Source organism: Flavobacterium sp. I3-2, assembly GCF_013389595.1.
Taxonomy (GTDB): Bacteria; Bacteroidota; Bacteroidia; order Flavobacteriales; family Flavobacteriaceae; genus Flavobacterium.
Genome location: NZ_CP058306.1, coordinates 854,146 through 879,314, shown reverse-complemented (window position 1 = coordinate 879,314; position 25,169 = coordinate 854,146). Strand labels below are relative to the sequence as shown.

The 25,169-nt window shown below is 31.8% G+C and carries 22 protein-coding genes; 11 read left to right on the top strand and 11 right to left on the bottom strand.

The genetic code is table 11. The features are described from left to right. Positions 1-7 precede the first annotated feature (7 nt). Entirely contained in the window at positions 8-1,081 is a 1,074-nt protein-coding gene (gene dinB / locus HW119_RS04225) for a DNA polymerase IV (protein ID WP_177761468.1), read from the top strand. Positions 1,082-1,122: 41 nt separating this feature from the next. Here the strand turns inward: dinB and mtgA are convergent, their stop codons facing one another. The 3 genes from mtgA to HW119_RS04210 form a co-directional block, all read right to left on the bottom strand. Then, complete coding sequence (gene mtgA, locus HW119_RS04220) at positions 1,123-1,809, bottom strand: monofunctional biosynthetic peptidoglycan transglycosylase (RefSeq protein WP_177761466.1); 687 nt, start codon at positions 1,807-1,809, stop codon at positions 1,123-1,125. Positions 1,810-1,927: 118 nt separating this feature from the next. Beyond that, positions 1,928-2,602, bottom strand: a complete 675-nt coding sequence (locus HW119_RS04215) for a DedA family protein (protein ID WP_177761464.1) — start codon at positions 2,600-2,602, stop codon at positions 1,928-1,930. 18 nt (positions 2,603-2,620) lie between these two features. Then, the gene (locus tag HW119_RS04210) at positions 2,621-3,868 is read right to left on the bottom strand and encodes a dicarboxylate/amino acid:cation symporter (RefSeq protein ID WP_177761462.1); all 1,248 of its coding nucleotides are present in this window, start codon (positions 3,866-3,868) and stop codon (positions 2,621-2,623) included. Positions 3,869-4,052: 184 nt separating this feature from the next. On the opposite strand from HW119_RS04210, the gene HW119_RS04205 reads away from it, so the two are divergent. From HW119_RS04205 to HW119_RS04185, 5 genes are all read left to right on the top strand, one after another. Beyond that, entirely contained in the window at positions 4,053-5,963 is a 1,911-nt protein-coding gene (locus tag HW119_RS04205) for a S9 family peptidase (protein ID WP_177761460.1), read from the top strand. 113 nt (positions 5,964-6,076) lie between these two features. Next, complete coding sequence (locus HW119_RS04200; RefSeq protein WP_177761458.1) at positions 6,077-7,270, top strand: aminopeptidase C; 1,194 nt, start codon at positions 6,077-6,079, stop codon at positions 7,268-7,270. A gap of 69 nt (positions 7,271-7,339) precedes the next feature. Beyond that, positions 7,340-8,299, top strand: coding sequence for a mechanosensitive ion channel family protein (locus tag HW119_RS04195; RefSeq protein WP_255497988.1), 960 nt, complete (start codon positions 7,340-7,342; stop codon positions 8,297-8,299). Positions 8,300-8,384: 85 nt separating this feature from the next. Continuing rightward, positions 8,385-10,424, top strand: a complete 2,040-nt coding sequence (locus tag HW119_RS04190; protein ID WP_177761456.1) for a M48 family metalloprotease — start codon at positions 8,385-8,387, stop codon at positions 10,422-10,424. Next, complete coding sequence (locus tag HW119_RS04185; RefSeq protein ID WP_177761454.1) at positions 10,421-10,909, top strand: hypothetical protein; 489 nt, start codon at positions 10,421-10,423, stop codon at positions 10,907-10,909. Before HW119_RS04190 ends, HW119_RS04185 begins: the two co-directional genes overlap by 4 nt. Positions 10,910-10,988: 79 nt before the next feature. Here the strand turns inward: HW119_RS04185 and dusB are convergent, their stop codons facing one another. After that, positions 10,989-11,987 (bottom strand): tRNA dihydrouridine synthase DusB, encoded by a 999-nt coding sequence (gene dusB / locus HW119_RS04180; protein ID WP_177761452.1) that lies wholly within the window; start codon positions 11,985-11,987, stop codon positions 10,989-10,991. 127 nt (positions 11,988-12,114) lie between these two features. Here dusB and HW119_RS04175 point away from each other — a divergent pair, with 127 nt between their 5' ends. After that, positions 12,115-13,002: a pirin family protein gene (locus HW119_RS04175; protein WP_177761450.1), complete on the top strand. Its 888-nt coding sequence runs from the start codon at positions 12,115-12,117 to the stop codon at positions 13,000-13,002. 2 nt (positions 13,003-13,004) lie between these two features. Then, positions 13,005-13,388, top strand: a complete 384-nt coding sequence (locus HW119_RS04170) for an OsmC family protein (RefSeq protein ID WP_177761448.1) — start codon at positions 13,005-13,007, stop codon at positions 13,386-13,388. 209 nt (positions 13,389-13,597) lie between these two features. Here the strand turns inward: HW119_RS04170 and HW119_RS04165 are convergent, their stop codons facing one another. Then, positions 13,598-14,320, bottom strand: coding sequence for a hypothetical protein (locus HW119_RS04165; RefSeq protein ID WP_177761446.1), 723 nt, complete (start codon positions 14,318-14,320; stop codon positions 13,598-13,600). A gap of 305 nt (positions 14,321-14,625) precedes the next feature. Here HW119_RS04165 and HW119_RS04160 point away from each other — a divergent pair, with 305 nt between their 5' ends. The 3 genes from HW119_RS04160 (at position 14,626) to HW119_RS04150 (ending at position 18,976) form a co-directional block, all read left to right on the top strand. Further along, entirely contained in the window at positions 14,626-16,296 is a 1,671-nt protein-coding gene (locus HW119_RS04160) for a T9SS type A sorting domain-containing protein (protein ID WP_177761444.1), read from the top strand. Positions 16,297-16,580: 284 nt separating this feature from the next. Beyond that, complete coding sequence (gene lepA, locus HW119_RS04155) at positions 16,581-18,377, top strand: translation elongation factor 4 (protein WP_177761441.1); 1,797 nt, start codon at positions 16,581-16,583, stop codon at positions 18,375-18,377. Between the two features lie 89 nt (positions 18,378-18,466). After that, positions 18,467-18,976: a hypothetical protein gene (locus HW119_RS04150; protein ID WP_177761439.1), complete on the top strand. Its 510-nt coding sequence runs from the start codon at positions 18,467-18,469 to the stop codon at positions 18,974-18,976. A gap of 42 nt (positions 18,977-19,018) precedes the next feature. Here HW119_RS04150 and HW119_RS04145 read toward each other — a convergent pair whose 3' ends face one another. From HW119_RS04145 to HW119_RS04120, 6 genes are read right to left on the bottom strand one after another with little or no spacing between them, the layout of a single operon-like run. Continuing rightward, positions 19,019-20,044, bottom strand: a complete 1,026-nt coding sequence (locus HW119_RS04145; RefSeq protein WP_177761437.1) for a hypothetical protein — start codon at positions 20,042-20,044, stop codon at positions 19,019-19,021. Further along, a complete protein-coding gene (locus HW119_RS04140) occupies positions 20,022-21,629 on the bottom strand; it encodes an FAD-dependent oxidoreductase (RefSeq protein ID WP_177761435.1) in 1,608 nt (535 codons plus the stop codon). The genes HW119_RS04145 and HW119_RS04140 overlap by 23 nt, the downstream gene beginning before the upstream one ends. Then, the gene (locus HW119_RS04135; protein ID WP_177761433.1) at positions 21,607-23,121 is read right to left on the bottom strand and encodes a polyamine aminopropyltransferase; all 1,515 of its coding nucleotides are present in this window, start codon (positions 23,119-23,121) and stop codon (positions 21,607-21,609) included. Before HW119_RS04135 ends, HW119_RS04140 begins: the two co-directional genes overlap by 23 nt. Beyond that, positions 23,114-23,326, bottom strand: coding sequence for a DUF350 domain-containing protein (locus HW119_RS04130; protein ID WP_177761431.1), 213 nt, complete (start codon positions 23,324-23,326; stop codon positions 23,114-23,116). Before HW119_RS04130 ends, HW119_RS04135 begins: the two co-directional genes overlap by 8 nt. A 7-nt stretch (positions 23,327-23,333) precedes the next feature. Further along, positions 23,334-24,725 (bottom strand): DUF4178 domain-containing protein, encoded by a 1,392-nt coding sequence (locus tag HW119_RS04125; protein WP_177761429.1) that lies wholly within the window; start codon positions 24,723-24,725, stop codon positions 23,334-23,336. Then, positions 24,725-25,090 (bottom strand): S-adenosylmethionine decarboxylase family protein, encoded by a 366-nt coding sequence (locus HW119_RS04120; RefSeq protein WP_177761427.1) that lies wholly within the window; start codon positions 25,088-25,090, stop codon positions 24,725-24,727. Before HW119_RS04120 ends, HW119_RS04125 begins: the two co-directional genes overlap by 1 nt. Between the last annotated feature and the right edge of the window lie 79 nt (positions 25,091-25,169).

Below are 25,169 nucleotides of genomic sequence, written 5' to 3'. Positions count from 1 at the left end.
TTTTTTTATGCCGACCTATCGAAAAATCATACATATTGATATGGATGCATTTTATGCTTCTGTAGAACAGCTTGATAATCCTGAATTAAGAGGGTTACCAATTGCTGTTGGCGGAAATGAAATCCGAGGTGTGATTTCGGCAGCGAGTTATGAAGCTCGAAAATTTGGTGTTCGAAGTGCGTTAACAGGTTCAGTTGCAATCAAACGCTGTCCAGATTTGATTTTCGTAAAACCTAGATTTGAACGTTACAAAGAAATTTCAAAAATGGTACATTCTATTTTTTATGAATACACCAATTTAGTTGAACCACTTTCATTAGACGAAGCTTTTTTAGATGTTACAGAAAACAAAAAAGGAATGAAAAGTGCGAGTTTAATTGCTGAAGAAATTCGTTTAAAGATTTTTGAAAAAACAGGTTTAACGGCTTCAGCGGGAATTTCAACCAATAAGTTTATTGCAAAAATTGCATCGGATTACAACAAACCAAATGGTCAAAAAACAATTAATCCCGATGAAATTGAATCTTTTATTGAAACTTTAGAAATAAAAAAGTTTTTTGGAATCGGGCAAAAAACAGCTGATAAAATGTATCATTTAGGAATTTTTACAGGATTAGATTTAAAACAAAAAACCTTAGAATTTCTTGAAGAACATTTCGGAAATTCAGCGCAGCATTATTATAATATCTCTCGTGGAATTCACAATTCACCCGTGCAACCCAATCGAATTCCAAAATCAATTGCAGCCGAACGTACATTTGAAACCAATCTAACTTCGGAAGTTTTCCTGAAAGATAAATTAAATTTTATTGCTGAAGAATTGGATTTTAGATTAAAAAAACGAGGTGTTTCTGGAAAAACAATTACGTTGAAAATTAAATATAGCGATTTTACTGTTCAAACTAGAAGCGAAACTTTACCTTATTTTATATCCAATAAAGATTTAATTTTTGATGCTTCATTGAAATTGTTATATCAAGAAAAGCTTAGGAATTCTGTGCGTTTAATTGGTGTTTCAATGACAAATTTAAACAACAAAGAAACCAAACCTAAACTCATTCAATTGCGCTTTAATTTTTAAACAAAAAAGCTATTTCGTTACATTTGAAATAGCTTTTGCTTTTATTTATTATAATCCGGTTTCGGATAAAGATTCATTTGTCGTGAGATAGCATTCTTTCGTCTGTTTATGTATCCTGAAGAATTTTTAGCTTTGTAAACTCGCGGATTTGGCAGGATTGCTGCGATTGCTGCGGCTTCATTTTTAGATAAATTTTCTGCTTTTTTACCAAACCAATGTTCTGATGCAGCTTCAATTCCATAAATGCCATTCCCCATCTCAATCGAATTTAAATAAACTTCCATGATGCGTTCTTTTCCCCAAATAAGTTCAATTAAAACAGTAAAATAAGCTTCGAATCCTTTTCTGATGAAACTACGTCCAGGCCATAGAAAAACATTTTTTGCGGTTTGTTGGCTAATCGTACTTCCGCCTTTTACGCGTTTTCCTTTTTGGTTGTTTTTATAAGCTTTTTCAATCGCATCAAAATCAAATCCGTTATGAGAGGTAAATTTACCATCTTCGCTTGCAATAACTGCTTTTTGAATGTTAATTGGCATTTCGTCGATACTAATCCAATCGTGTTTCCAAACCACTTTTTCACCTGTCGAAATTTGTTCAAAAGTCCTGATAAACATTAATGGTGTAAATGGAACAGGTATGAATTTAAACAGAATAGTCGAGCCAATCGATAGTCCAAAAAACCATAAAATTACTTTAAATATGAATTTAAAAATCTTGCGAATCATGTTTAGAAATTTTCAACAAATATATCTTTTTATTTTTAAGTGTGATTGTAGAAACTGTATTCAGGTTAAATAAAAAATCCAAGTAAAAGCTACTTGGATTTGATATAAATTATGTCGTTTAGTTATTTCTTGATTTGATTGCTTTCATTACTAGCGGAACTGTTGTGATTAGTACGATGATAATAATGATATACTCGATATAATGAGTTAAATCTACTTCGTAGCTATCTAATAAAAATCGGTATAAATAATGACCTGCAAAAATTAACGAATACGCCCATAAAAAAGAACTTAATATGTTGTAAAACATAAAACGTTTAATTTCCATGTTGGCAATTCCTGCGATAATTGGAGCAAACGTCCTGATGATTGGTAAGAAACGTGCAAAAATAATTGCTCTTCCGCCGTGTTTTTCAAAGAAAGCTTTTGATTCAAAAAGGTATTTTTTCTTAAAAATCCAACTGTCTTCTTTTTGGTATAAATAGTTTCCACTTTTTGCGCCAAACCAATATCCAAAAGTATTTCCGATGATTCCTGCCAAAGCAACTAATGAAGCTAGTGCCCAAACATTCATAAAATCATTTTCGATGTAAATAAATTCGGCCATCAATGATTTACTGTAAATTCCTGATAAGAAAAGTAAACTATCTCCTGGTAAAAAGAATCCAACCAATAAACCTGTTTCAGCAAAAATGATGAAAAGGATTACATAGATTCCAATTTTGTGACCTGCAATTTCTAAGTTGATATAAAATTCGGGATTGATTAAATCTGCCCAATTAAAATGCTCCATTTTATTATATAGTTGTTTTTATTCTTGTTCTGTTTGTAATGATTTTCCTTCCCATTTATCAACTGCAGCAGTTGATAAAGCATTTCCTAAAACATTTGTCATACTACGCGCCATATCACAGAAGTGGTCAATTGGTAAGATAAGTGCAATTCCTTCTGGTGGAATTCCGAACATCGCACAAGTTGCTACTACAACAATTAAAGACGCTCTTGGAACTCCTGCAACACCTTTACTGGTTAGCATTAAAACCAATAACATTAGTAATTGTTTTTCTAAAGGCATGTCAATTCCATAAACTTGAGCAATGAAAACACTGGCAAATGTCATGTACATCATACTTCCGTCAAGATTAAACGAATATCCTAATGGCAGCGTAAATGAAACAATCTTAGGTTGACAACCAAATTTTTCTAATTCTTCAACCATTTTAGGGAAAACGGCTTCACTACTTGTTGTTGTAAATGCTACAAGTAATGGTGTTTTAATGTGTCTTAATAAATCCCACAAACGATTTCCTAAAATCAAATACCCAACTAATAACATTACTGCCCAAAGAGTTAAAATACCAATTACGAATGCTAGAAGATAGTTTGCATAAAGGGTAAAGATTTCAAAACCATAACTTGCAACAGCAGCAGCAACCGCACCAAGTACACCTAATGGTGCAACCCACATAATGTAGTTTACCATTTTTAAAACTACGTGTGCAATTGTGTCTAAAGCTTTGGTTAGTTTTTCGCCTTCTTTACCTATGGCGGCTAATGCGACTCCAAAAATAATTGAGAAAACGACAATTTGTAAAATTTCGTTAGTTGCAAAGGCTTCGAAAATACTTTTTGGAAAAATATGAGTTACAAATTGTTCAACTGAGAAATTCTGAGAATTTTTAAGTAAATCTGAAGCGGCTTCTGCAGGATTATCCATTTGTATAGAAGTTCCTTTTCCTGGAGCCATTAAGTTTACTAAAAACAATCCGATTAATAACGAAACTAAAGATGCTGTAATAAACCAAGCCATGGCTTTACCACCAACACGTCCAACCATTTTCATGTCGCCCATTTTAGCGATTCCGACAACTAAGGTTGAGAAAACCAAAGGTGCGATAATCATTTGAACCAATCGGATGAAAATAGTTCCTAAAAGTTTGATGTTCTTTGAAAAACCGGCTATATATTCAGGGAACTGATAATGTACAATTCCACCGATTGCAACACCAATTATTAATGCTGCAATAATTGCAATAAATAATTTATTATTACTTTTCACGATGAAGAATTTTTTGAGCCGTGAAAATACTCTTTTTTTTTTACTTATAAGTTATGATGTATTCATTAATAACTGTTTTTAAGATTTTTTTAAGAACATTTTCCAATATTTAAAGAATGTCTTTTTTATCATTTAATAAATCAATTAGTTTCCTTATTTTTATCGCTGTTTAAAAAATATAATAATGAAAAAATTACTTATTCTAACTTTAAGTATTGCTGGTTTGTCTGCAAATGCTCAAAATAAAGTCATGACAAAGGAGCTTTTATGGGAATTGGGTAGAGTAAATCCGGTTGGATTATCAGCAGATGGTAAATCTTTATTCTATGCTGTTGGAACTCCGAATATGGCTGAAAATAAAATCAATTCTAAATATTACCAAGTTTCTATCGATGGTAAAAAATTTAAAGAATTAGAATCTTTAGAAGGATTGGTTGCTGATAAAAATATTTCTCCTGACGGAAAATTTAAATTATCAGACGAAGCAGTTAAAGTAAATAAAGTTTTAGGTAAGGATTATTATCCAACAATGGAAAAATCGGACGTTTATGTTTATGACGGTTTAGATTACAGACATTGGGATACATATAACGACGGAACTTTTAATCATGTTTTTATTACCAACTTAGAAAATAATGAGAAAATTGATGTCCTAGAAAACGAAGCATTTAACTCACCTCAAAAACCATTCGGCGGAGACCAAGATTACGTTTGGTCACCTGATGGAAAATCGGTTATTTATGTATCTAAAAAATTAATTGGGACTGAATATGCAACAAGTACCAATACCGATTTGTATGAATATAATTTAGAAACCAAGCAAACAACCAATTTAACTCCGAATAATAAAGGTTACGACACACATCCTCAGTTTTCTCCTAACGGTGAATTGTCGTGGTTGCAAATGAAAAGAGATGGTTACGAGGCTGATAAAAACGACATCATTGTTCGTTACATGGGAGCTGATATGAATTTAACAGCAAACTGGGACGGAACCGTTGATAGTTTTGTTTGGAGTGCTAACGGAGAAGAAATTTATTTCACTGCTGCGGTTGATGGAACCATTCAGCTTTTTGAAGTGAATTTTCCTGGACGCAAAAGAATTGCTCCAACAGTTAAGCAAATTACGAATGGAAATTTTGATGTAACAAGTATTGTAGGTTTCTCAGGAGATAAAGTAATTGTAACTCGTACCGATTTTAATACAGCAACTGAAGTTTATTCTTACGATTTAAAATCGAAAAAATGGAACCAAATTACACATGTTAACGATGCAGCTTATAAAGACATCGCTAAAGTAAAAGTTGAAAAACGTTACGTTACTACAACAGATGGTAAAAAAATGTTGGTTTGGGTAGCTTTGCCTCCAAATTTTGACCCAAATAAAAAATATCCAACCTTATTATATTGTCAAGGTGGACCACAATCTGCATTGACACAGTTTTATTCTTTCCGTTGGAACATTCAATTAATGGCTTCTGAAGGTTATATTGTTGTTATGCCAAATCGTCGTGGAATGCCAGGTCACGGAGTGGAGTGGAACGAAGCGATTTCTAAAGATTGGGGCGGACAAGTAATGCAAGATTACTTAACTGCAATTGACGAAGTAGCAAAAGAATCTTACGTAGATAAGGATAAATTAGGAGCAATTGGAGCGAGTTACGGCGGATATTCAGTTTATTATTTAGCCGGAATTCACAACAATCGTTTTAAATCGTTAATTGCACATTGTGGTGTTTTCAATTTAGAATCGATGTACGGAACTACCGAGGAAGTTTTCTTTAATAATTGGGATGCTGGTGGAGCTTATTGGGATAAAAATAACGAAGCTGCAATGAAAACATATAAAGAGTTTAATCCAAAAAATAATGTTGCAAACTGGAATACACCGATTTTAATTTTCCATGGTGGAAATGATTTCCGTGTGCCGATTGGTCAAGGTCAAGAAGCTTTTCAAGCAGCACAATTACAAGGAATAAAATCGCGTTTTGTTTATCTTCCTGAAGAAAATCACTGGGTTTTAAAACCTCAAAATGCTCAAGTTTGGCAAGGTGAATTTTTCCGTTGGTTAGACGAAACTTTAAAACAAAATTAATTTTTAAAAAGGAATCTGAATAATCGGGTTCCTTTTTTAGTTAATTAATTCATGTAATCATGTAACAATTATTATCTTTATGCGCCTTATTATAAAAATAAATTGAAAATATAATGTTTAAACTGAAATTAAAACCAATCGTAGCAGCTTTAATTATTGCTTTAGGTATTTCTGGAAATGCTTTAGCTCAAGATAATTTAGTAAATGCTGTAAAAAATAATCAAAGTGCAAAAAGTAAAGAATTGTTTACATTTACCGATGTAATCAATTTAGAAAATACACCAATTAAAGACCAAGGTTCATCTGGTACTTGTTGGTCGTACTCAGGAAATTCATTCATCGAATCTGAAATGATTCGTAAAGGAAAAAAACCGGTTGAGTTAGCTCAGATTTATACGGCTCGTAATGCGTACATCGAAAAAGGAAAAATGTATGTAAAAATGCACGGAAATGTGGAGCTCGGCGAAGGTGGTCAGTTTCATGATGTAATGAACATGTACAAAAAATATGGTGCGGTTCCACGCGAAGTTTATACAGGTTTAAGTGACGGACAAACAAGAAATAATTTCTCTGAAATGTCTAAAATGAACGAAGCTCTTTTAGGTTCAATCATTAAAAACGATAAATTATCTGATAACTGGGTTGATGCATACACAGCAGTTATCGATACGTATTTAGGTCAAGCTCCAGCGGAATTTATGTACGAAGGTAAAAAATACACACCTAAAACTTTCGCTGACCAAGTGGTTGGGATTAATCCTGATGATTATGTAGAAATTTCTTCTTTCAAAGAATATCCATATTACTCAAAATTCGTTTTATTAGTTCCAGACAACTGGTCTTTTGATTTAGTTTATAATGTTAAGATGAACGAATTGGTTGAGATTGTTGATAATGCATTGAAAAACGGTTATACAGTTGCTTGGGCTGGTGACGTTTCTGAAAAAGGATTTAGCTGGAAAAATGGAATTGCTTATGTGCCAGAAATCGATTTTGGTGTAATGACTCCAGAGCAAAAAGCAGATATGTTTAACGGACCAAAACCTGAGAAGAAAACAACTGAAGACGATCGTCAAAAAGCTTTTGATAACTACGAAACTACAGACGACCACGGAATGCATATCGTTGGAATTTCTAAAGACCAAAACGGAAAAGAATATTATATCGTTAAAAACTCTTGGGGATTATCAAACGACCATAAAGGTTATTTATATATGACAAAAGAATTTATGACATATAAAGCAACAGCAATTATGGTTAATAAAAATGCTGTTCCAAAAGCAATTGCTAAAAAATTATCGTTATAATTTTTAAAATATTGTACTGAAAAAGAGATGTTTTTACATCTCTTTTTTATTTTTGTAAAAAATAAAACGATGAGTAAAGATTCACTAAATATTGTAAAAGATTCGATTACGATTAAAGACACCATAACGTTAGCCGGACAAAAAAAACAAATTATTGAAGCAATTAAACCAGAAAATGTAAAAGAAGGAGTTGTTGAACGTGTTTCTGAACTTTCGGATTATGTTGAGAAGATTATAGCGATGTCTATAAATGCAATTCCTGATTTGTTCAGAGGTTTCCTTTTTTTGATGATTGGATTGTTCATTATTAGAACAGTTTTAAGAATTGTGAAAAACAGATTTGAAAAACGAAATGTTGACATATCATTACGTGGATTCTTATTATCAATCATTAATTTCGTTTTGTATGCTCTGTTAGTACTTTCGGTAGCTTCGAATTTAGGTTTTCAAATGACTGCCATTTTAGGAGCTTTATCTGGAGTTGTTTTAGCTGTTGGTTTGGCTTTGCAAGGTTCGCTTTCTAATTTTGCAGGTGGCGTTTTAATTTTGTTATTCCGTCCGTTTGAAGTTGGAGATTATATTGAAAATGCTTCCGGAACAGATGGAACGGTTGATAAAATTGATTTGCTTTATACTTCGTTAACAACTTCAAACGGCATTAAAGTTTTTAGTCCAAATGGACCGCTGGCAAATTCGGTAATTAAAAATTATTCAAAAATCACTAACCGTCGTTTTGAATACAACATCGGAATCGGTTATGAAGATAATATCAAAACGGCTCGCACCGTAATTTTTAATGTTCTGAATGATGATAAACGTGTGTTGCAAACTCCAGTTCCAGAAGTTTTTGTTAATGAATTAGCAGATAGTTCAGTTAATTTAACCATTAGAGCTTGGGCTTTAAAAGAAGATTATTGGGCAACCCGTAATGGTTTACAAGAAGAAATTAAAAATGCTTTAGATAAAGCCGGAATTTCAATCCCGTATCCACAACGTGAAATGCATATCATTTCTGAAAAAGATAAATAGCCAAAAAAGCTTCCGATCAAGGAAGCTTTTTTGTTTTTTAACATTTTTTATTTAAATTAGAATAACCAATCAAAAAAAATAATTTATGCATATTGAAGTATCTTCTGATTTTAAAAAACATACCAAACGAGCTGTTTTAGCAATTGTTTTATTTTTTGTTGTATTTCTTTTAATGATTTGTCTAGGTTTAGGAATTGCATTTACAATGCTTTATTTTGCACTGTTTTTAAGTGTAAATGCTCATGATTATAGAGTTATTTTACTAGGAATTACAATTGCGGGTTCGGCGGTAATTCTGTTGATTTTTCTATTCAAATTTATGTTTCAAAAATCGGTTTCTGTAACCGAAGGAATGATTCAAATTTATCCAAGTCAACATCCGAAACTTTTTAAAATGATTGAAGAAATTGCTGCTGAGGTTAAAACAGATATGCCTAAAAAAGTTTTTATTTCAAGTCAAGTAAATGCTTCTGTTTTTTATAATTCTTCGTTTTGGAGTATGCTTATGCCGGTTCGTAAAAATCTAATCATCGGATACGGTTTGGTTAATCTTACAACAGAACAAGAATTAAAAGGAATTTTAGCTCATGAATTTGGACATTTCTCACAAGATTCAATGAAAGTCGGAAGTTATGTTTACAACTGCAATCGCATTGTTTTTAATCTGGTTTATGAAAATAGTTCGTTTGAAAATGTTGTTCGAAAGGTTTCTAATTTACATCTTTTCTTTCTGGTTGTAGTAGGATTTTCTCTTTTGATTATGCGTCTTTATCAATTTATTTTAAAAGGATTATATAAAGTAATTAATCTTACACATCTTTCGTTGTCACGCGAAATGGAGTTTCATGCCGATGCAGTGGCAACAAATATAGTTGGTTCAGAAATCATGGGCATTACATTGGCACGTTTAGATTTATCTGATTTTGCAGACCAATCATCTATAGACTTTTTAAATTCAAAATATAAACAAGGATTTAAATTCGAAAATTTTTATAGGATTCAATCTCAAGTCTTAAAAATTTTAGGTGAAAAGAAAAAACATGCTTTTAATGATAGATTTCCTATTGTAACGATTGACGAAATTTATTCAAATAACAAAAGTCGTTTAAATATCAAAGACCAATGGGCTTCGCATCCAACTATGAAAGAACGTATTCAGGCAATTAATAAACTTGGAATTACCAAAGAATTAGGTTCAAATATTCCTGCTACTCATTTGTTTTCGGATACAAAAAAAATAGAAGAAACGCTTACCAAGCAATTTTATAAAGAACACGAATTAATCGATTTGAAATTTATTGATATAAATGACGAAATGAATTTGTTTTCAGAATATTATCAATCTTTGACTTTTAATTCAGCGTATAATGGATTTTTTAATAGCATAAATCCTGTAATTGAGAAGCCAGAATATCAACCTATTTCTGAGGAAGTAACTTTTGATTCACTTTTTACTGACGAGCAAGTTGCAATGGTCAAATTGTACCAAGCACTTGATTATGATTATAGAGATATTAATTTTTTAGCTACCGAAAAACACAGTATTAAAACTTTTGATTTTGATGGTGTTAAGTATAAGAAAAAACAAGCTTCGGGTTTGCTGGATTCATTAAGTAAGGAAAAAGAAGCGTTAAAAAATAAAGTGAACGCTCATGAAGCTTTGATTTATAATTTTTTCTATCAAAAAGCACAACAAAATAATGTTTTTGACGATTGGAACTCACGTTATGATTTTTACATAGAAATGGATAAATTTTACGACCGCGGTTTTGAAGCAACGAGTAAGATGGAAAATGCACTTTCGTTTATGCAAGAAAGCTTAACGCTTGAGGTTCTTCAATCTAATTTAAGAGCGTTGCATCCCAAAGAAATTGAATTTAAAGCGCATCTCATAAAATTAGAAGAATTAGAATTATATAAAAACATAATTTCGGAAGAACAGAAAAAAAAGGTTCACGATTATATTGAAAATAAATCGAGTTATTTGATAGGTGAAAAATGGAATGAACCTGTATTGAATTTACTTTTCGAATGCATTCGATTAACTCCAGCAATTCATTCGGACTTATTTTTCTCCGTAAAAAAAACATTACTAGATTATCAGGTTAATAAATTAAAAAAATGAAAATTTTAACGTGTATATTTTTTCTTACTTTAAGTTTTGCTCAAGCACAAACTAAAAAAGCTGCATATCCTAAAGTTTTAAACGAGTTTATTGAAAAAAATAAATTTGATAGAGATAAAATTTACGCTGTTTCTTATAGTGATAATCCAGATTTTATTCATGAAATTACTGAAAATAATTTAATTGGGGTTTTTGGTGTTTTACAATATGATAAGTTTTATAGTGCTAATGTTCTAGAAAATGCTGGGTGTAGTGGACAGCAATTAGTTTTTGTCAAAAATTTTAATTTAGAAAATTTAAATGGGATTGATAAAAATCTAGTGAAAGTTTTAAGTGAAATTAACGTAGATCCAGAAAAGAAAGTCGTCGTTTTTTTATGTGCTAATATTTCATCGAAATCAATGTTGAAACATTTAATTAAACCTGTTTTTAATGAAGTTAAGAAAGATGCTAATTATGATTACATTATGTTAGTTATAGATTAATACATGATATTAGATTACCAAACTACTGAATTTAATAAAAAAAAAATCCACTCGTTTTTAATAGCAAGTGGATTTTGTTTTATAAATGTTCGATAACATAATCTTTATAAAAATCTTCTATTTCTTCAAAGATGCGTAACAATTGTTGTGGATCATCTTCGGTAACCAAACGCTGACGATGCGCTTTGAAACCGTGAATACCTTTAAAGTAATTCGTATAATGGCGGCGCATTTCCACAATTCCCAAACGTTCACCTTTCCATTCCATCGACCAAATTAAATGGTTTTTAGCCGCCTCTAAACGGTCTTTCATGGTTGGTGGCGCTAATAATTCTCCTGTTTTTTCGTAATGTTTAATTTCATTAAAAATCCAAGGATAACCAATCGCAGCGCGTCCAATCATCATTCCGTCTAAACCAAAACGCTCGCGGTATTCTTTTGCTTTTTGCGGCGAATCGATATCACCGTTTCCAAAAATAGGAATATGAATTCTAGGGTTGTTTTTAATACGTTCGATATGCGTCCAATCCGAATGACCTTTGTACATCTGCGCTCTCGTTCTCGCATGAACCGTCAAAGCTTGCACACCAACATCTTGTAAACGTTCAACAACTTCATCAATGTTAATCGATTCTTCGTCCCAACCTAAACGTGTTTTTACCGTAACAGGTAAACTAGTACCTTTAATAACCGCTTTAGTAAGTCGAACCATTAAATCTACATCTTTCAAAACTCCTGCGCCGGCGCCTTTGCTTACCACTTTTTTAACTGGGCAACCAAAGTTGATGTCAACCAAATCAGGCTGAACTGTTTCAACAATTTGAGCCGATTGTTCCATGGCTTCTTCATCACCACCGAAAATTTGAATGCCAACCGGACGCTCGTAATCAAAAATATCTAATTTCATTCTGCTTTTCATTGCGTCACGAATCAATCCTTCTGAAGAAATAAATTCAGAATACATCAAGTCTGCTCCGTGTGCTTTACAAAGTCTACGAAAAGGCGGATCACTAACATCTTCCATTGGAGCTAATAATAGCGGGTGGTCAGGTAATTCAATATTTCCTATTTTGATCATGAAATTAAATTTTGCACAAAATTACTATATTATTTTTTAAGTCGCATAATATTGTAATTATCTTATCATAGATTAACTTTTAGTTTTTTATAAATCATGTATCTTTATAAAAAATAAATTACTACAGATGTCAAACATAGATTATATTTTTGAAGAGAAAGCTGCTGATATCGGTAACTTTTTAGTTGGTAGATTGTTGCCTTTTCGCCAAAAACGAAACATAGGTCCGTTTGTTTTCATCGATCACATGGGGCCGAAAAAATTACAAGCAGGTGAAAATTTAGACGTAGCACCGCATCCGCATATTGGTTTATCAACATTAACTTTTTTGTTTGAAGGTGCTATTCAACATAAAGACAGTTTAGGAAACGATTTAATGATTGAGCCAGGCGCCGTAAATTGGATGACGGCTGGAAACGGTGTGGTACATTCAGAACGAACGCCAAATCATTTACGAAATGTAGAAAAATCGGTTCATGGATTACAGATTTGGATTGCGCTTCCAAAACATTTAGAAGACATCGATCCAAGTTTCGTACATGTCGAAGCAAATGAATTACCAACTTGGACAGAAAATGCTGTTGATTTTAAATTAATCGCAGGTGAATTTGATGATATAAAATCTCCAGTTCCTGTTTATAGTAAATTATATATGATCGAACTAAAAGCAAACGCAGATCAAACCATTAATTTACACGATCGATTGTATGGCGAAAGTGGATTGTATATTTTAGAAGGCGAAGTTTCTAGTAACGGAAATGCTTTCGGACCGAAACAGATTTTAATTACGAAAGACGCACATTTGTGTACTTTTGATATCAAAGCCGGATCGACTCTTTATTTATTCGGAGGCGAACCTTTCGAAGAAGAACATTTTATTTTTTGGAATTTTGTTTCGTCTAGCAGAGAAACGATTGACGAAGCTAAAGAACGTTGGATTAAACAAGAATTCCCGAAAGTTCCAGGAGAAACTGAATTTGTTCCATTACCACAAAACCCATTAAAAAAAGATTAATCATGGAAAAAGTACACGCAAAAATTGGAATAGAAAAATATAAAACTACTATTGAAGGAAAAAGTTTAACTTTTATCGCAGATCAAGCAGAAAGTGAAGGCGGAAAAGATTTGGGACCAAGTCCGAAAGAGCTTTTAGCTGGTTCGCTGGCTGGTTGCGTTGCCATGACAGTTCGAATGTATGCCGACCGTAGCAATTGGTCGCTAGAAGAAGTTTTGGTTGATGTTGAAATCGATACCGAAACCAATCCTGGAACAACCATTTTTAGAAAGAAAGTAGCCTTCAAAGGCGATTTAACCGAAGACCAATTGAAGCGTTTGCATTTAATTGCACAGAAATGTCCAATCAATAAAATTCTTCAAAACCCAATTGTTGTAGAATCTTAAGTTCTAAAAGTTTTCGACTTTCGACTATTTGAAGCGATTCCAGCTTAACGCTATATCTTTTGCTTTTTATAAAAAGCAAAAGGATGCCGCTACAATCTGGGCCAAAAGACAAACCCTGCAAACAAATCGTTTTGTTGGTTTTAAAATATTAAACTCCGTCAGAGTTCAAAACTCTGATGGAGTTTATTGTTTTTTAAGTTGTTAATACACTAATAAATACCATCGATAAAAACTATAAGTTTTTTCATGTCAGTTATTGATTCTAAGCTGATTTTATTTTCTTTTAAATATTTTTTTAAATCTTTTTCTTGATTTGGTAATAGTTTAATAATATCTTTTGGGGATTCAAATGGATATAAAATTTCATCAATTTCAATATATAATTTTTCTTTTTCAGGTTTGTATTCTGGTTGCGAAGTTTGTGAGTATCCATTGCTTTTTTTATTTCCTTCTGAATATGTGATTTTTTGATTTTTAAAAATAGAAACATTATTACCTTTAATTACGTTTTCGAAGTAACCATTTTCTGTTTTTTTTCCATATTTGACATCTTTTAGGTATAATTTTTTCCCGTTTGTAAATTCTATTAAAGTATTTGCTTCTTTGTTTAGAAAAAGTATTTCGTTTTTGGACTTTTCGTATTCTATAACATCTTCATGATTGTTATATCTTAACCTAAATAATTTTTCGCCATTGTTAACTCTTGCTTCAATGAAGTCTTCATTAATGTAAGGCTTGCCAATTGTTGCTGGAGGTAGGTCAGAGGTGCTTGTCGGGTTGCCAATAAGTACAAAGCCTCTATCTTGTGTTACGGGAGTAAATTTTTCAGCAGATATTGTCGGCATTTGTTTATATACAGGTTCAAAATTTTGTGCTATTGCACTTGTACAAATTAAATAAAATGTAATAAAATGTATTTTTTTCATAATCAATATATTTAATAGTTAAATCAAAAAAATCTAATATAATACTACAAGTTAGTGAAAAAATATTGATTATAAGTGTTTTGTTTATTTTTGTGAGTTTACAAGTAATTTCAATATAAGATTTATTTTTATTATTAGGTCAAATTTTTCCAGCTTTCCGCTATATCTTTTATTTCACTACGTTACATAAAAGGATGCCGCTGCAATCTGGGCTAAAAAGGCGTAATTTAGTTACATTGTTGTCTTTTGGTTAAATATTTTTTGTAAGTTTATGATGTATGTAATTTTATTATTGTAAATCTATTTTTTTTATGAAAAAATTATACTTGTTGCTTTTACTTCTTTTCTCGTTTTCTGTTTTTGCACAAAGCAGTTACGATCGCATTTGGGCGGTAAATTCGAGATTTCATTCAAATATTTATGAATATTCTTATTTAGTTAACGATACAGATTTGTATTTCCCGTCGGACAATAAAATTGTATATTACAATTTACCCAATACCACACCTATCGAATTTGCAGCCTTAGGTACAGCAACATCGACTATAATTTATGAACTTCACCGCGATATACAAGGTAATTTTTATGCCTCTGGTAAGACATCAGAAATACAAAATTTTACTACAGCTAATGTGTATAAATCTATTTTTGATCCAACACAAAATGTAGTATCTGGAACGAATGGTTTTTTAGCAAAATTTGATGTAAACGGAGACTTAGTTTTTTGTACGTATACGGATATTTTGGAACAAGGTGGCATGGCAAAAAAAGTGACTACAACAGATGCTTTAGGGAATATCTATTTTATTGCCTATTTACCTATAACAGAAACCTTACCCAATGCACCTTTTCAGACCACTGCTACCGCTGCGGAAGCTTTTACTTCTGATTTTGAAGCTCCAATTATCACAAAATTAAACAGTAATGGTCAATTACTATGGAAAACATTCTTTTGTCATCATCGTACAGCAATATCAAATATAGATGTAGTAAATAACCAATTGGTGATTGTAGGAAATATGTTTAAAAAAGTAGGTTTTGAAATGACAAATCCTACTTTTTTTAGTACACCTGGGGCTTTATTAGAAAATGTTGGTAGTTTAAATGGGTCTAAAACTTTTGTAAACGTATTTAATACCGATGGTACTCGAGCTTGGGGTACGTATTTGAGTACACCATTTACTCATGGACTGCGTACTTTTGGTAATGCCATTTATGTGTTGCATCGTGGTAATGGGTTAACTGCTACAGAAGGAGCGTATTTTGGGACACCGAAGACAAATGTTTTAACTAAGTTATCCAATACCGGAACAAGACTTTGGAGCAATTATACAGATGAACAAAATTTTAATTTAGATTTAAGTGGAGATGTAATCTTATTTGGTGCAACTCAAGAAACTACAGGAATAGTAACAGCTGATGGATATCAAACTACAAAAAACCCTACAAACATTAACGGTTTAGGGATTAACAAAGATGGTTATCATCAAATTTTATCTCAAAACGGAACAAATTTGTTGTATGGAACGTATTATGGATTGCAAGGGCAAGATGCTACAGCTATGATTATTCCTAGAAATACGGGATATATTTCTTTAGATCATATAAATAATTATCTAAGCCCAACAGATTTTATTACCCAAGGAAATCCATTAACAACTTCTGAAAATTATTCAAATTATGGAGGTTTGATAATCAGTTTATTTGATAAAACTCCTTTATCAACAGATACATTTCAATTAGAAAATATAAAGGTATATCCTAACCCTACAGTAAATTATTTGGTTATTGAAAATTTAGATGGTTTCTCAACTAACGATACTATTGAAATATACAATATGTTAGGACAAAAAATACAACAACAAAACAGTCCGTCAGAAACAACCTTTGAAATCAATACTGAAAATTGGTCTTCTGGGGTATATATTGTAAATGTTCAGTCAAATGGAAAAGTAGGAAGTTATAAGGTTGTGAAAAAATAAGACTTTTTCTGATTCATTAACTTGATAAGTAAATATCAAAAATAACTCCGTCAGACTTCAAAACGCTGACGGAGTTTTTACTCAAAAAATTATTTACTCACTTCATAAAAAAAGCTATCATACTAACTAACTTTAAATTATATTTGCAAATTAGAGATGTTCTATTAAAGCATCGCGTTAGGGATAGTAGTGAAAAGCCCACAATGAGGAGTTTACGACGAGTGAGGACTTGCAACGGATAGCCCGACCTGAAAGGGAACGCACAAAAACTGATATATTTGAAGATGAAAAAAATACGTAATTTTTGTATTATTGCGCACATTGACCACGGGAAAAGTACCTTGGCCGATAGACTTTTAGATGCTACGCAAACTGTTACTGCTCGTGAAGCGCAAGCACAGCTTTTAGATAGTATGGATTTAGAGCGTGAACGTGGAATTACCATTAAATCGCACGCCATCCAAATGGAATATAAATACAAAGGCGAAGATTATATTCTGAACCTGATTGATACTCCAGGTCACGTAGATTTCTCGTACGAGGTTTCGCGTTCTATCGCTGCTTGTGAAGGAGCTTTGTTAATTGTGGATGCGGCTCAAAGTATTCAGGCGCAAACTATTTCGAACTTATATTTAGCTTTAGAAAACGACTTGGAAATTATTCCGGTTTTAAATAAAGTAGATTTACCATCGGCAAACCCAGAAGAGGTTAGCGATGATATTGTTGACTTATTAGGTTGTAAACTTGAAGATATTATTCATGCTTCTGGTAAAACAGGTTTTGGTGTCGATAAAATTTTGGAAGCTATTGTGGAGCGTGTACCAGCACCAAAAGGTAATCCGGACGAGCCGTTGCAAGCTTTGATTTTCGACTCGGTTTATAATCCATTCCGTGGTGTTGAGGTTATTTTCCGTGTAATCAACGGACAAATCAAAAAAGGTCAGAAAATTAAATTTATGGCAACAGACCATGAGTATTTCGCTGATGAAATTGGTACTTTGAAATTAAATCAGGTTCCAAAACAAGTGATTTCTGCTGGTGATGTTGGTTATTTAATTTCTGGGATTAAAGAAGCAAAAGAAGTAAAAGTTGGTGATACGATTACAGATGCGGTTGTGCCAACTACCAATATGATTTCTGGTTTTGAAGATGTAAAACCAATGGTATTTGCTGGTATTTATCCAGTTGATACAGAAGATTACGAAGATTTACGTGCTTCGATGGAGAAACTTCAGTTAAACGATGCGTCGTTAGTTTTCCAGGCTGAAAGTTCGGCAGCTTTAGGATTTGGTTTCCGTTGTGGATTCTTAGGAATGCTACACATGGAAATTATTCAAGAGCGTTTAGAGCGTGAGTTTAATATGACGGTTATTACTACCGTACCAAACGTTTCGTATTTGGCGTACACAAAGAAAGAGCCAGATACAGCTTTAGTAGTTAATAACCCATCTGATTTACCTGAACCATCAAAATTAGATCGCGTTGAGGAACCTTATATCAAAGCTACCATCATTACAAAATCTGACTTTGTTGGAAACGTAATGAGTTTATGTATCGAAAAACGTGGAGTTATTACCAATCAAACGTATTTAACGCCAGAGCGTGTGGAATTAAATTTTGATATGCCTTTAGCTGAAATTGTATTCGATTTCTACGATCGTTTAAAAACGGTTTCTAAAGGTTATGCTTCGTTTGATTACCACCCAATTGGAATGCGTACTTCTAAACTAGTTCGTTTGGATGTTTTATTAAACGGGCAAAATGTAGATGCTTTATCTGCGTTAATTCACGAAAGTAGTGCATATCACATTGGTAAAAAGATGTGTGAGAAATTAAAAGAATTAATCCCACGTCAACAGTTTGATATTCCAATTCAGGCTGCAATTGGAGTAAAAGTAATTGCTCGTGAAACGATCAAAGCTTTACGTAAAGACGTTACTGCAAAATGTTACGGAGGAGATATTTCTCGTAAGCGTAAATTACTTGAAAAACAGAAAAAAGGTAAAAAGCGTATGCGTCAAGTAGGAAATGTTGAAATTCCGCAAGAAGCATTTATGGCTGTACTTAAATTAAACGATTAATTATTCGTGAGATATATATTTTAAAACCGTTCATTTTTTATGAGCGGTTTTTTTGTTATAATTGTTATATTGAAATTTATTTAATGTTTATGAAGTCTTATTTGTTATTTCTAGGATTTATATTTTCACTTCTGCTTTTTTCTAGTTGTCATAAAAAGAAAATTTTACATGAATATCTTACAAATGATAGTATTTCTATGTGGGATATGCCAATTATGGAGTTGCAGGTTATCGATGATGATTCATCATATTTTGAAAGAACTATTAGTTTTTTGTTTCATAAAGACTTGATTTGTGACGTTTTTAATTTGGGTATGAAAGATAGATATGCTCGTAGAATTGGACCCAAGGTGAATGTTACAGGAAAATGTAATAGGTGGGAGATGTTGAATGATTCAACTATAAAGATGAATTGTGATGAAGCTTTTGTTGTGAAAATAATTAATCGCGACACTCTTTATTTATTTGATACTTTAGGTGTAAAAAAACATGAAATGTATCGTGTTTCTAAACCTTGGAATATTAATCAAGAATCTGTAAATATTCGAGATAAGTTAATTGAATCTGGAGAATATTTAAGTCCTTATTTGTATTACTAATATTGAAATTTACAGAATAAAAAAATCTTTAATAGTTTTTGATTAGGAAGCTTTATTTTTCCAGATAAAACCATCTAAAACATAATGTGTAAATTGAGGTAATGCTAACAGCGGAACCCATAAAAACTGCCAAAAATCTGGAATATAAAAAGATTGATTCAATTGAATGTGTTCTTCCCAAACGGTAATTTCCCAAATAAATTCTTCGAAAACAGCCAACAATAAAAGAACAAAAATAAAACCGAATAGCTTTCCTGCGAAATTTGAGAATTTAAAGCTGAATTTTTTACTTGGTGCATTTTCTACTTCTCTAAAATAAACCAAAGCCATATACGGAATTCCGTGAGAAATCACATTAAAAGCCGTGAAAATGAGTTCGTTGTTGTAATACACAATGCTTAAATACCACGAAATGTACGTTCCTAAAATCAATAAAGTTTTGGGTTCGTTAATACTTTTTGTTTTTATGAATTTGCAAAGTTGTTGAATGATGTAACATCCGAAAATAATGAAATAAACAACGTTTAAATAACTCAGAATTTGTGGATGTGAAGCTTGTAGAAATTCATCTTTAACAAACCAAGTAAAGTTTCTGTCTGGACTTAAAAACCAAAATAACATCGGGTAAACCGTTGCGTTGTAAATCACGATTTTATCGAATAGAACCGTGAACTTTGTCTTGATTTCGTTTCTTGCATACAAACGCATAAAACCGTATTGCTGTCGGATGAAATGAAAAACGGCAATGTAAGCCAACAACGACCAAAAGAAATCTTTTCCGATTAAAAAGGCAATGGTTCCAACCACGAAACAAACCGCCGGAATGCCTAAATACAGTTTTTTGTTTTTGTTAAATTCTGACGGAACCAAATATGTTTTAAAAATCGATGAATATACATGAGCTACATCAATACATACAATTAAAATCAACCAAGTTAAAAACGAAAATTGATTTTGAATATGTGTGATTTCCTTCTGAAATAAAACTACGATTAGCGCAATTATAAAAGGCGGAGATAGTATAAAAAGTAAATCGGTCTTTTTTTTATGTATCCAAGGTTGTGTCATCTATTAGTTTTTTGGCTGCGTTGATTCCTTGATGAAAAGCTTCTTCAAAAATCGAAATTCCGCTTAAATCGCTATGAGCAAAATATAAATTTTTAGTGTTTTTTGAAGCTTGTTTCAATTTTTCTGAGAAGATAAAATTCGGAAAAGGAGAAATCATTCCGTGTCCTTTTTTATGAATTTCTATCGATTCAATTTCATCTGTAATTCCGTAATGAGCTTTTTCTAAATCCGATAAAATAATGTTTTTCCAATAATCATCGGACTTTGAAAATAAATTTCTACGTTCAGTTAATAAATCATTTTCAGATAAAGCTGCATAATAAGTTAATACAAATGGAGGTTTGTATTGATGTAAATGTTGGTGTTGGTTGTAAATATACCCCAAACCAAATCCGTTGTGAATAACATTGTCCCAACTTAAAGGAGCGCCTTCACTTAACGGAATTTTTTTAACTACAACTGTTGCGGTTAACCAAGGCGCGTATTCAAAATTCGATGCGAATTCTTTACGTTCGTCAATCAAATATTTAGTTACAAATTGCGGAGTTGCAACAATAGCTTTATTAGCGATTATGGTTTTGGAAGTATTGTTTTTAGAATCAAAAACGGAAAGATGCACTTTGTTTTCTTTTTCTTCAATCTTGTAAACCAATTCATTATTTAGTTGCTTTTCATTGCTGTATTTTGATAGTTTTTTTACCAAAAAATGATTGCCTTCTGGCCAAGTTAATACATTGTGATTGTTGTTTTTTCTTGAACAAAAATAATGTAATCCGGCCCAAGCCGAAACTTTATCAATCCCGATTCCGTAATCATCTTTGCAACAATAATTCAAATAAATATTTAAATGTTCGTTGTTGAGTTTGTTTTCTAAAAGCCAATCTTTTAGTGTGATTTTATCAAGTTTGGTGAAATTATCATCTTGAGAAACCTTGCGCATCGGAATATCAAAAGCAAACAAATCATCGTTTCCTTTTGCAGTTTTTAGTTCTGAAATCAGTTGGTCAAATTTCTCAAAGGCTAACAAATCAGATTCAGAAAGTGAATATTTCGGTATGATTCCTTCTTGCCAATAATTTTTGATAAACAAACGTTCGTGTGGGTCAAAACATAAATAAGCTTCATTGAAAACAGGATTTTCATTTTCAAAATGTGTAATGATATTTTCTTCGTTTAGAAAGGAAATCAATTCTTTGTCCGCAAGATTTGGCATTGGAAGATAATGCGCACCTAACGGATATTTGCTGTATGCATTTTCACTCGCTAACGAATTCCCACCAACTTCATCTTCTAATTCGATGAGTTTAAAATCAGAAATTCCGTTTTTAGAAAGGTAACGTGCGGCTGATAATCCAGAAATTCCACCACCAACAATTACAATGTTTTCCTGAATGATTTCAGAAGGTTTCGGAAAATCCGAAGTTCGTAAACGATGACCTAAAATATGATTGGTTCCGGTTATTTTAAAGATGAATTTTTCAATGGATTTTGTGCACGATTGAATAAACGGAATCGCTGCCAAAGCCAATAAACTTGTCCGAATAAAATCGCGACGGTTCCATTTATAATTTGCTCCATTCTTCATCGAAATAGCGTACTAAAGATTGGTTATCTAATCGGTTAATTTCAACTTCACTTGCCTTCATATCTTCCGGAAAATCGGTGTAATCATTTAAATTATGATTATAGAATTTTAAATCGTTTAACTTCCTTTTATTGAATTGGAAATTAATGCTGTTGTTTGGCGAAACGATTGCAAATCCCCATTCGCCAAAAGACGGAACATACGTATGATACGGAATGATGTTTGGATAAATCGACGCAATGGTTTCATGAATACACCAAAAAGATTTTGGTGCATAATACGGCGATGTTGTTTGAATGCTTACCACCGTGTTTTCAGTCATACTTTCGTATAACGATTTATAGAAATAAGTCGAATATAATTTTCCTAAACTGTAATTTGATGGATCAGGAAAATCGATAATAATCACATCAAATTTTTCTCTGTTGTTTTTAACCCAAACAAAAGCATCTTCATTGTAAATGGTAACTTTTTTGTTGTTTAAAGCGTTTTCGTTGTACTTTGTCAAGACTTCGTTTTGTTGGAATAACTTGGTCATTCCTTCGTCTAAATCTACTAAAGTAATTTGTTCAACATCTTTGTATTTTAAAACTTCACGAGTTGCTAAACCGTCTCCGCCTCCTAATATTAAAACTTTTTTCACGGATGGAGCCGTCGACATTACTGGATGAACCAATAAATCGTGATAACGATATTCGTCTTTGGTATTGAATTGTAAATTGTTATTCAAGAATAGCTGATAATTTCCGCGGTCTTCTGTAAGCACAATGCGTTGATATGGCGTGCTGTGTTTGTAAATGATGTTACTTTGATACAGGTTTTTTTCGGTATAACTTAAAATATCATTTGAATAATATGACGCAGTTATTAACGCTGCTAAACTTATAAATGCTTTTACATAAAGTGATTTCGGATTTTTGACTTCTTTTCGTAAGAAAATACAAAGTGCAATTCCGACACAAACATTGATGATTCCGAAAAATAAGGAAGTTCCGATAACGCCTAGTTTCGGAATAAAATAAATTGGAAACAACACAGAAGCTAATAATGCTCCGATGTAATCAAACGTAAAAACATCAGAAACCAAATCTCTGAAGTTTACACGGTTCTTTAAGATGTTCATTAAAATCGGAATTTCCATTCCGGTTAAACATCCGGTAATAAAAACGATGAAATATAAAATGAATTGAAAATGTGCCGCTTCCTGAAAAAGTAAAAATAGTAATACCGAACTTAATCCTCCGATGATTCCTATCAAAAGTTCAATTTCGATAAAACGGTCGATTAAATCCTTTTTTACAAATTTTGCAACAAACGAACCGACACCCATCGAAAAAAGATACGTTCCGATGATGAACGAGAATTGCTTTACCGAATCGCCTAATAAATAACTAGCAAGCGCTCCAGCAACCAATTCGTAAATCAATCCGCAAGTAGCAACAATAAATACAGATAAAAATAAAAAAAGCTGTAATTTTTTGTTTTTATCCATGAAGTGCTGCACTAATAATTAGTGAAATACCGATGATAAACGCTGCGAAAACAATTGCTAAAGCGATGTTTTTGTTTTCGACGATTTCTTTCCATGAATTTTCTGGAGTTAGTTTTTCGACTATTAAATAAGCGATTAATAAAATTACAATACCAACTAATGAATAAACTACTGAGTTGGTTAATCCGTTTAAAATATTTGTCATGATGTTGTTATTTATGTGAACCAGAATTACTATACGTTTGATATATGAAATGACTACGACTTCCTGTATAAGTGGCGTTTTCTAAAGATTTATTTTCGAGATTTGAATTGCAATTTTTGTTAGAAACAAAATAATAATTTGATATTAAAAAAGCTACTATAATTCCTGCCGCTAAAAACAGAATCGTTTTGTTGTTGTAACTTAACAATGCGTTGAAAGTTTGTGTTTCTTTTATCTTTAGATTGTTTTTAATGCCTTCAAAATATATGTATCCAGCAAAAAAGCAAATTCCAATAAAAATATATAAATTGATTAATGAAACACCTCCAACGGTTATTTTATAATCGATGGCGTAATTCTTATTAAGTTCTGTCCCGATTTCATTAAATGTAAAAACCAAATGATAATCACCTTCATTGAGGAGGCAAAAAGTAATTTGATTTCCTGATGCTAAATTTTTTGAATTGAAAAAATGTATGAAACTTCCGCCATTAAAATGTTCATTTGTTTTTTCATTAACTAACGAAACAATAACATTAATGTCTTTTTTGTCAACTTCTGAAATAAAATCGAGTTTTAGTTTTTGGTCGTTTCCTTTTATTTTAAAAGAATCACTTACAATTTCTTTAACAAAATTATTTCTTGTAATGTATGAATCATAACTGTACGAATTTACATTATTGTAATTTACTACATAATGTAATATTCCTAAGATGAAACTCAAAATTGCAAAAAACAAAACGATGTTTTTGATAACATTATTCTTTAAGTAACGTTGTTCGCGTTGTTTTTCAAAAAGCGATTTAAATGTATAGCTGTTTATGTAATTTCCTTCAAATGCTTCTGTTTTCTTGTCATATTCCTCAACAGAAATAAATTGATTGTCATTTGTTTCGTTGTAATATGTCCGTAAAAATGCTTGTGACTTAATGTTATTAAAAAATAATCCTTGTGCAGATATCGTTTCTGCATATTGATGGAAATCGAATTTGTAAGTGTTTGTTTTGTAACTTAATGGTCGGCCGTTAGTGACCGCATTTTCAATTTCTTTAAACGGAAATTCTTTTAGATAAGAGTTGAAATCACTTCCGTGCGAAAGAAAAAATAAGTCACCATCATAATCTACAACAATATATTCGTTCCATTTTTCATGTGTTGATGTGTCTCTTTTTGTACTTATTCCAACTACATGATATGTTTTTGATTGAAAAATTATTTTTTCACCGATAAAGGTGTAATTGTTTTCAATTTCTTCTTTAAATTGACCTATAAATTTAAGTTCGTAATTATTTATTTTTGATATAGTGAGACAAGACGGACAACTAAAAGTTTTTGGGTGCAGTTTCGTAAGCGGTAGTTCAGTAATTTTACTACAAATTGGACATCTATAATTTCTCATTACCTGTAAACATTAGTTTCATTCAACACTCTTGCTTTGAAATAGGTCTTAAAAGCTTCTGATAAGATTTCAACCTTATCCGAATTGTCTTTAAGATAATTGCATAAATAAATATCTAAAGTAAGTTGATTAAATTCTGGCCAAGTGTGAATACAAATGTGTGATTCCATTAAACAAATGGCTGCTGTGAAACCGTTAGAATCAAAAGTGTGTTTAGAGGTTCCAACTATTTCAAGATTGTTTTTTTTAATAAGTTCAATAGCAAAATTTTCAAAAGCTTCTAGATTTGTTGTTGAATCTAAATCTAAAACTTCTAAAGTAAGTAATTTATGTAAACCAGGAGAATAGTTGTTTCCTTCTTGCATTATTTAAGTGGGAATTTGGTTTGCACAAAGATTGGAAAAAAATGTTAAAAAAAGAAATAAAAAAAATCCTTAATCAGTT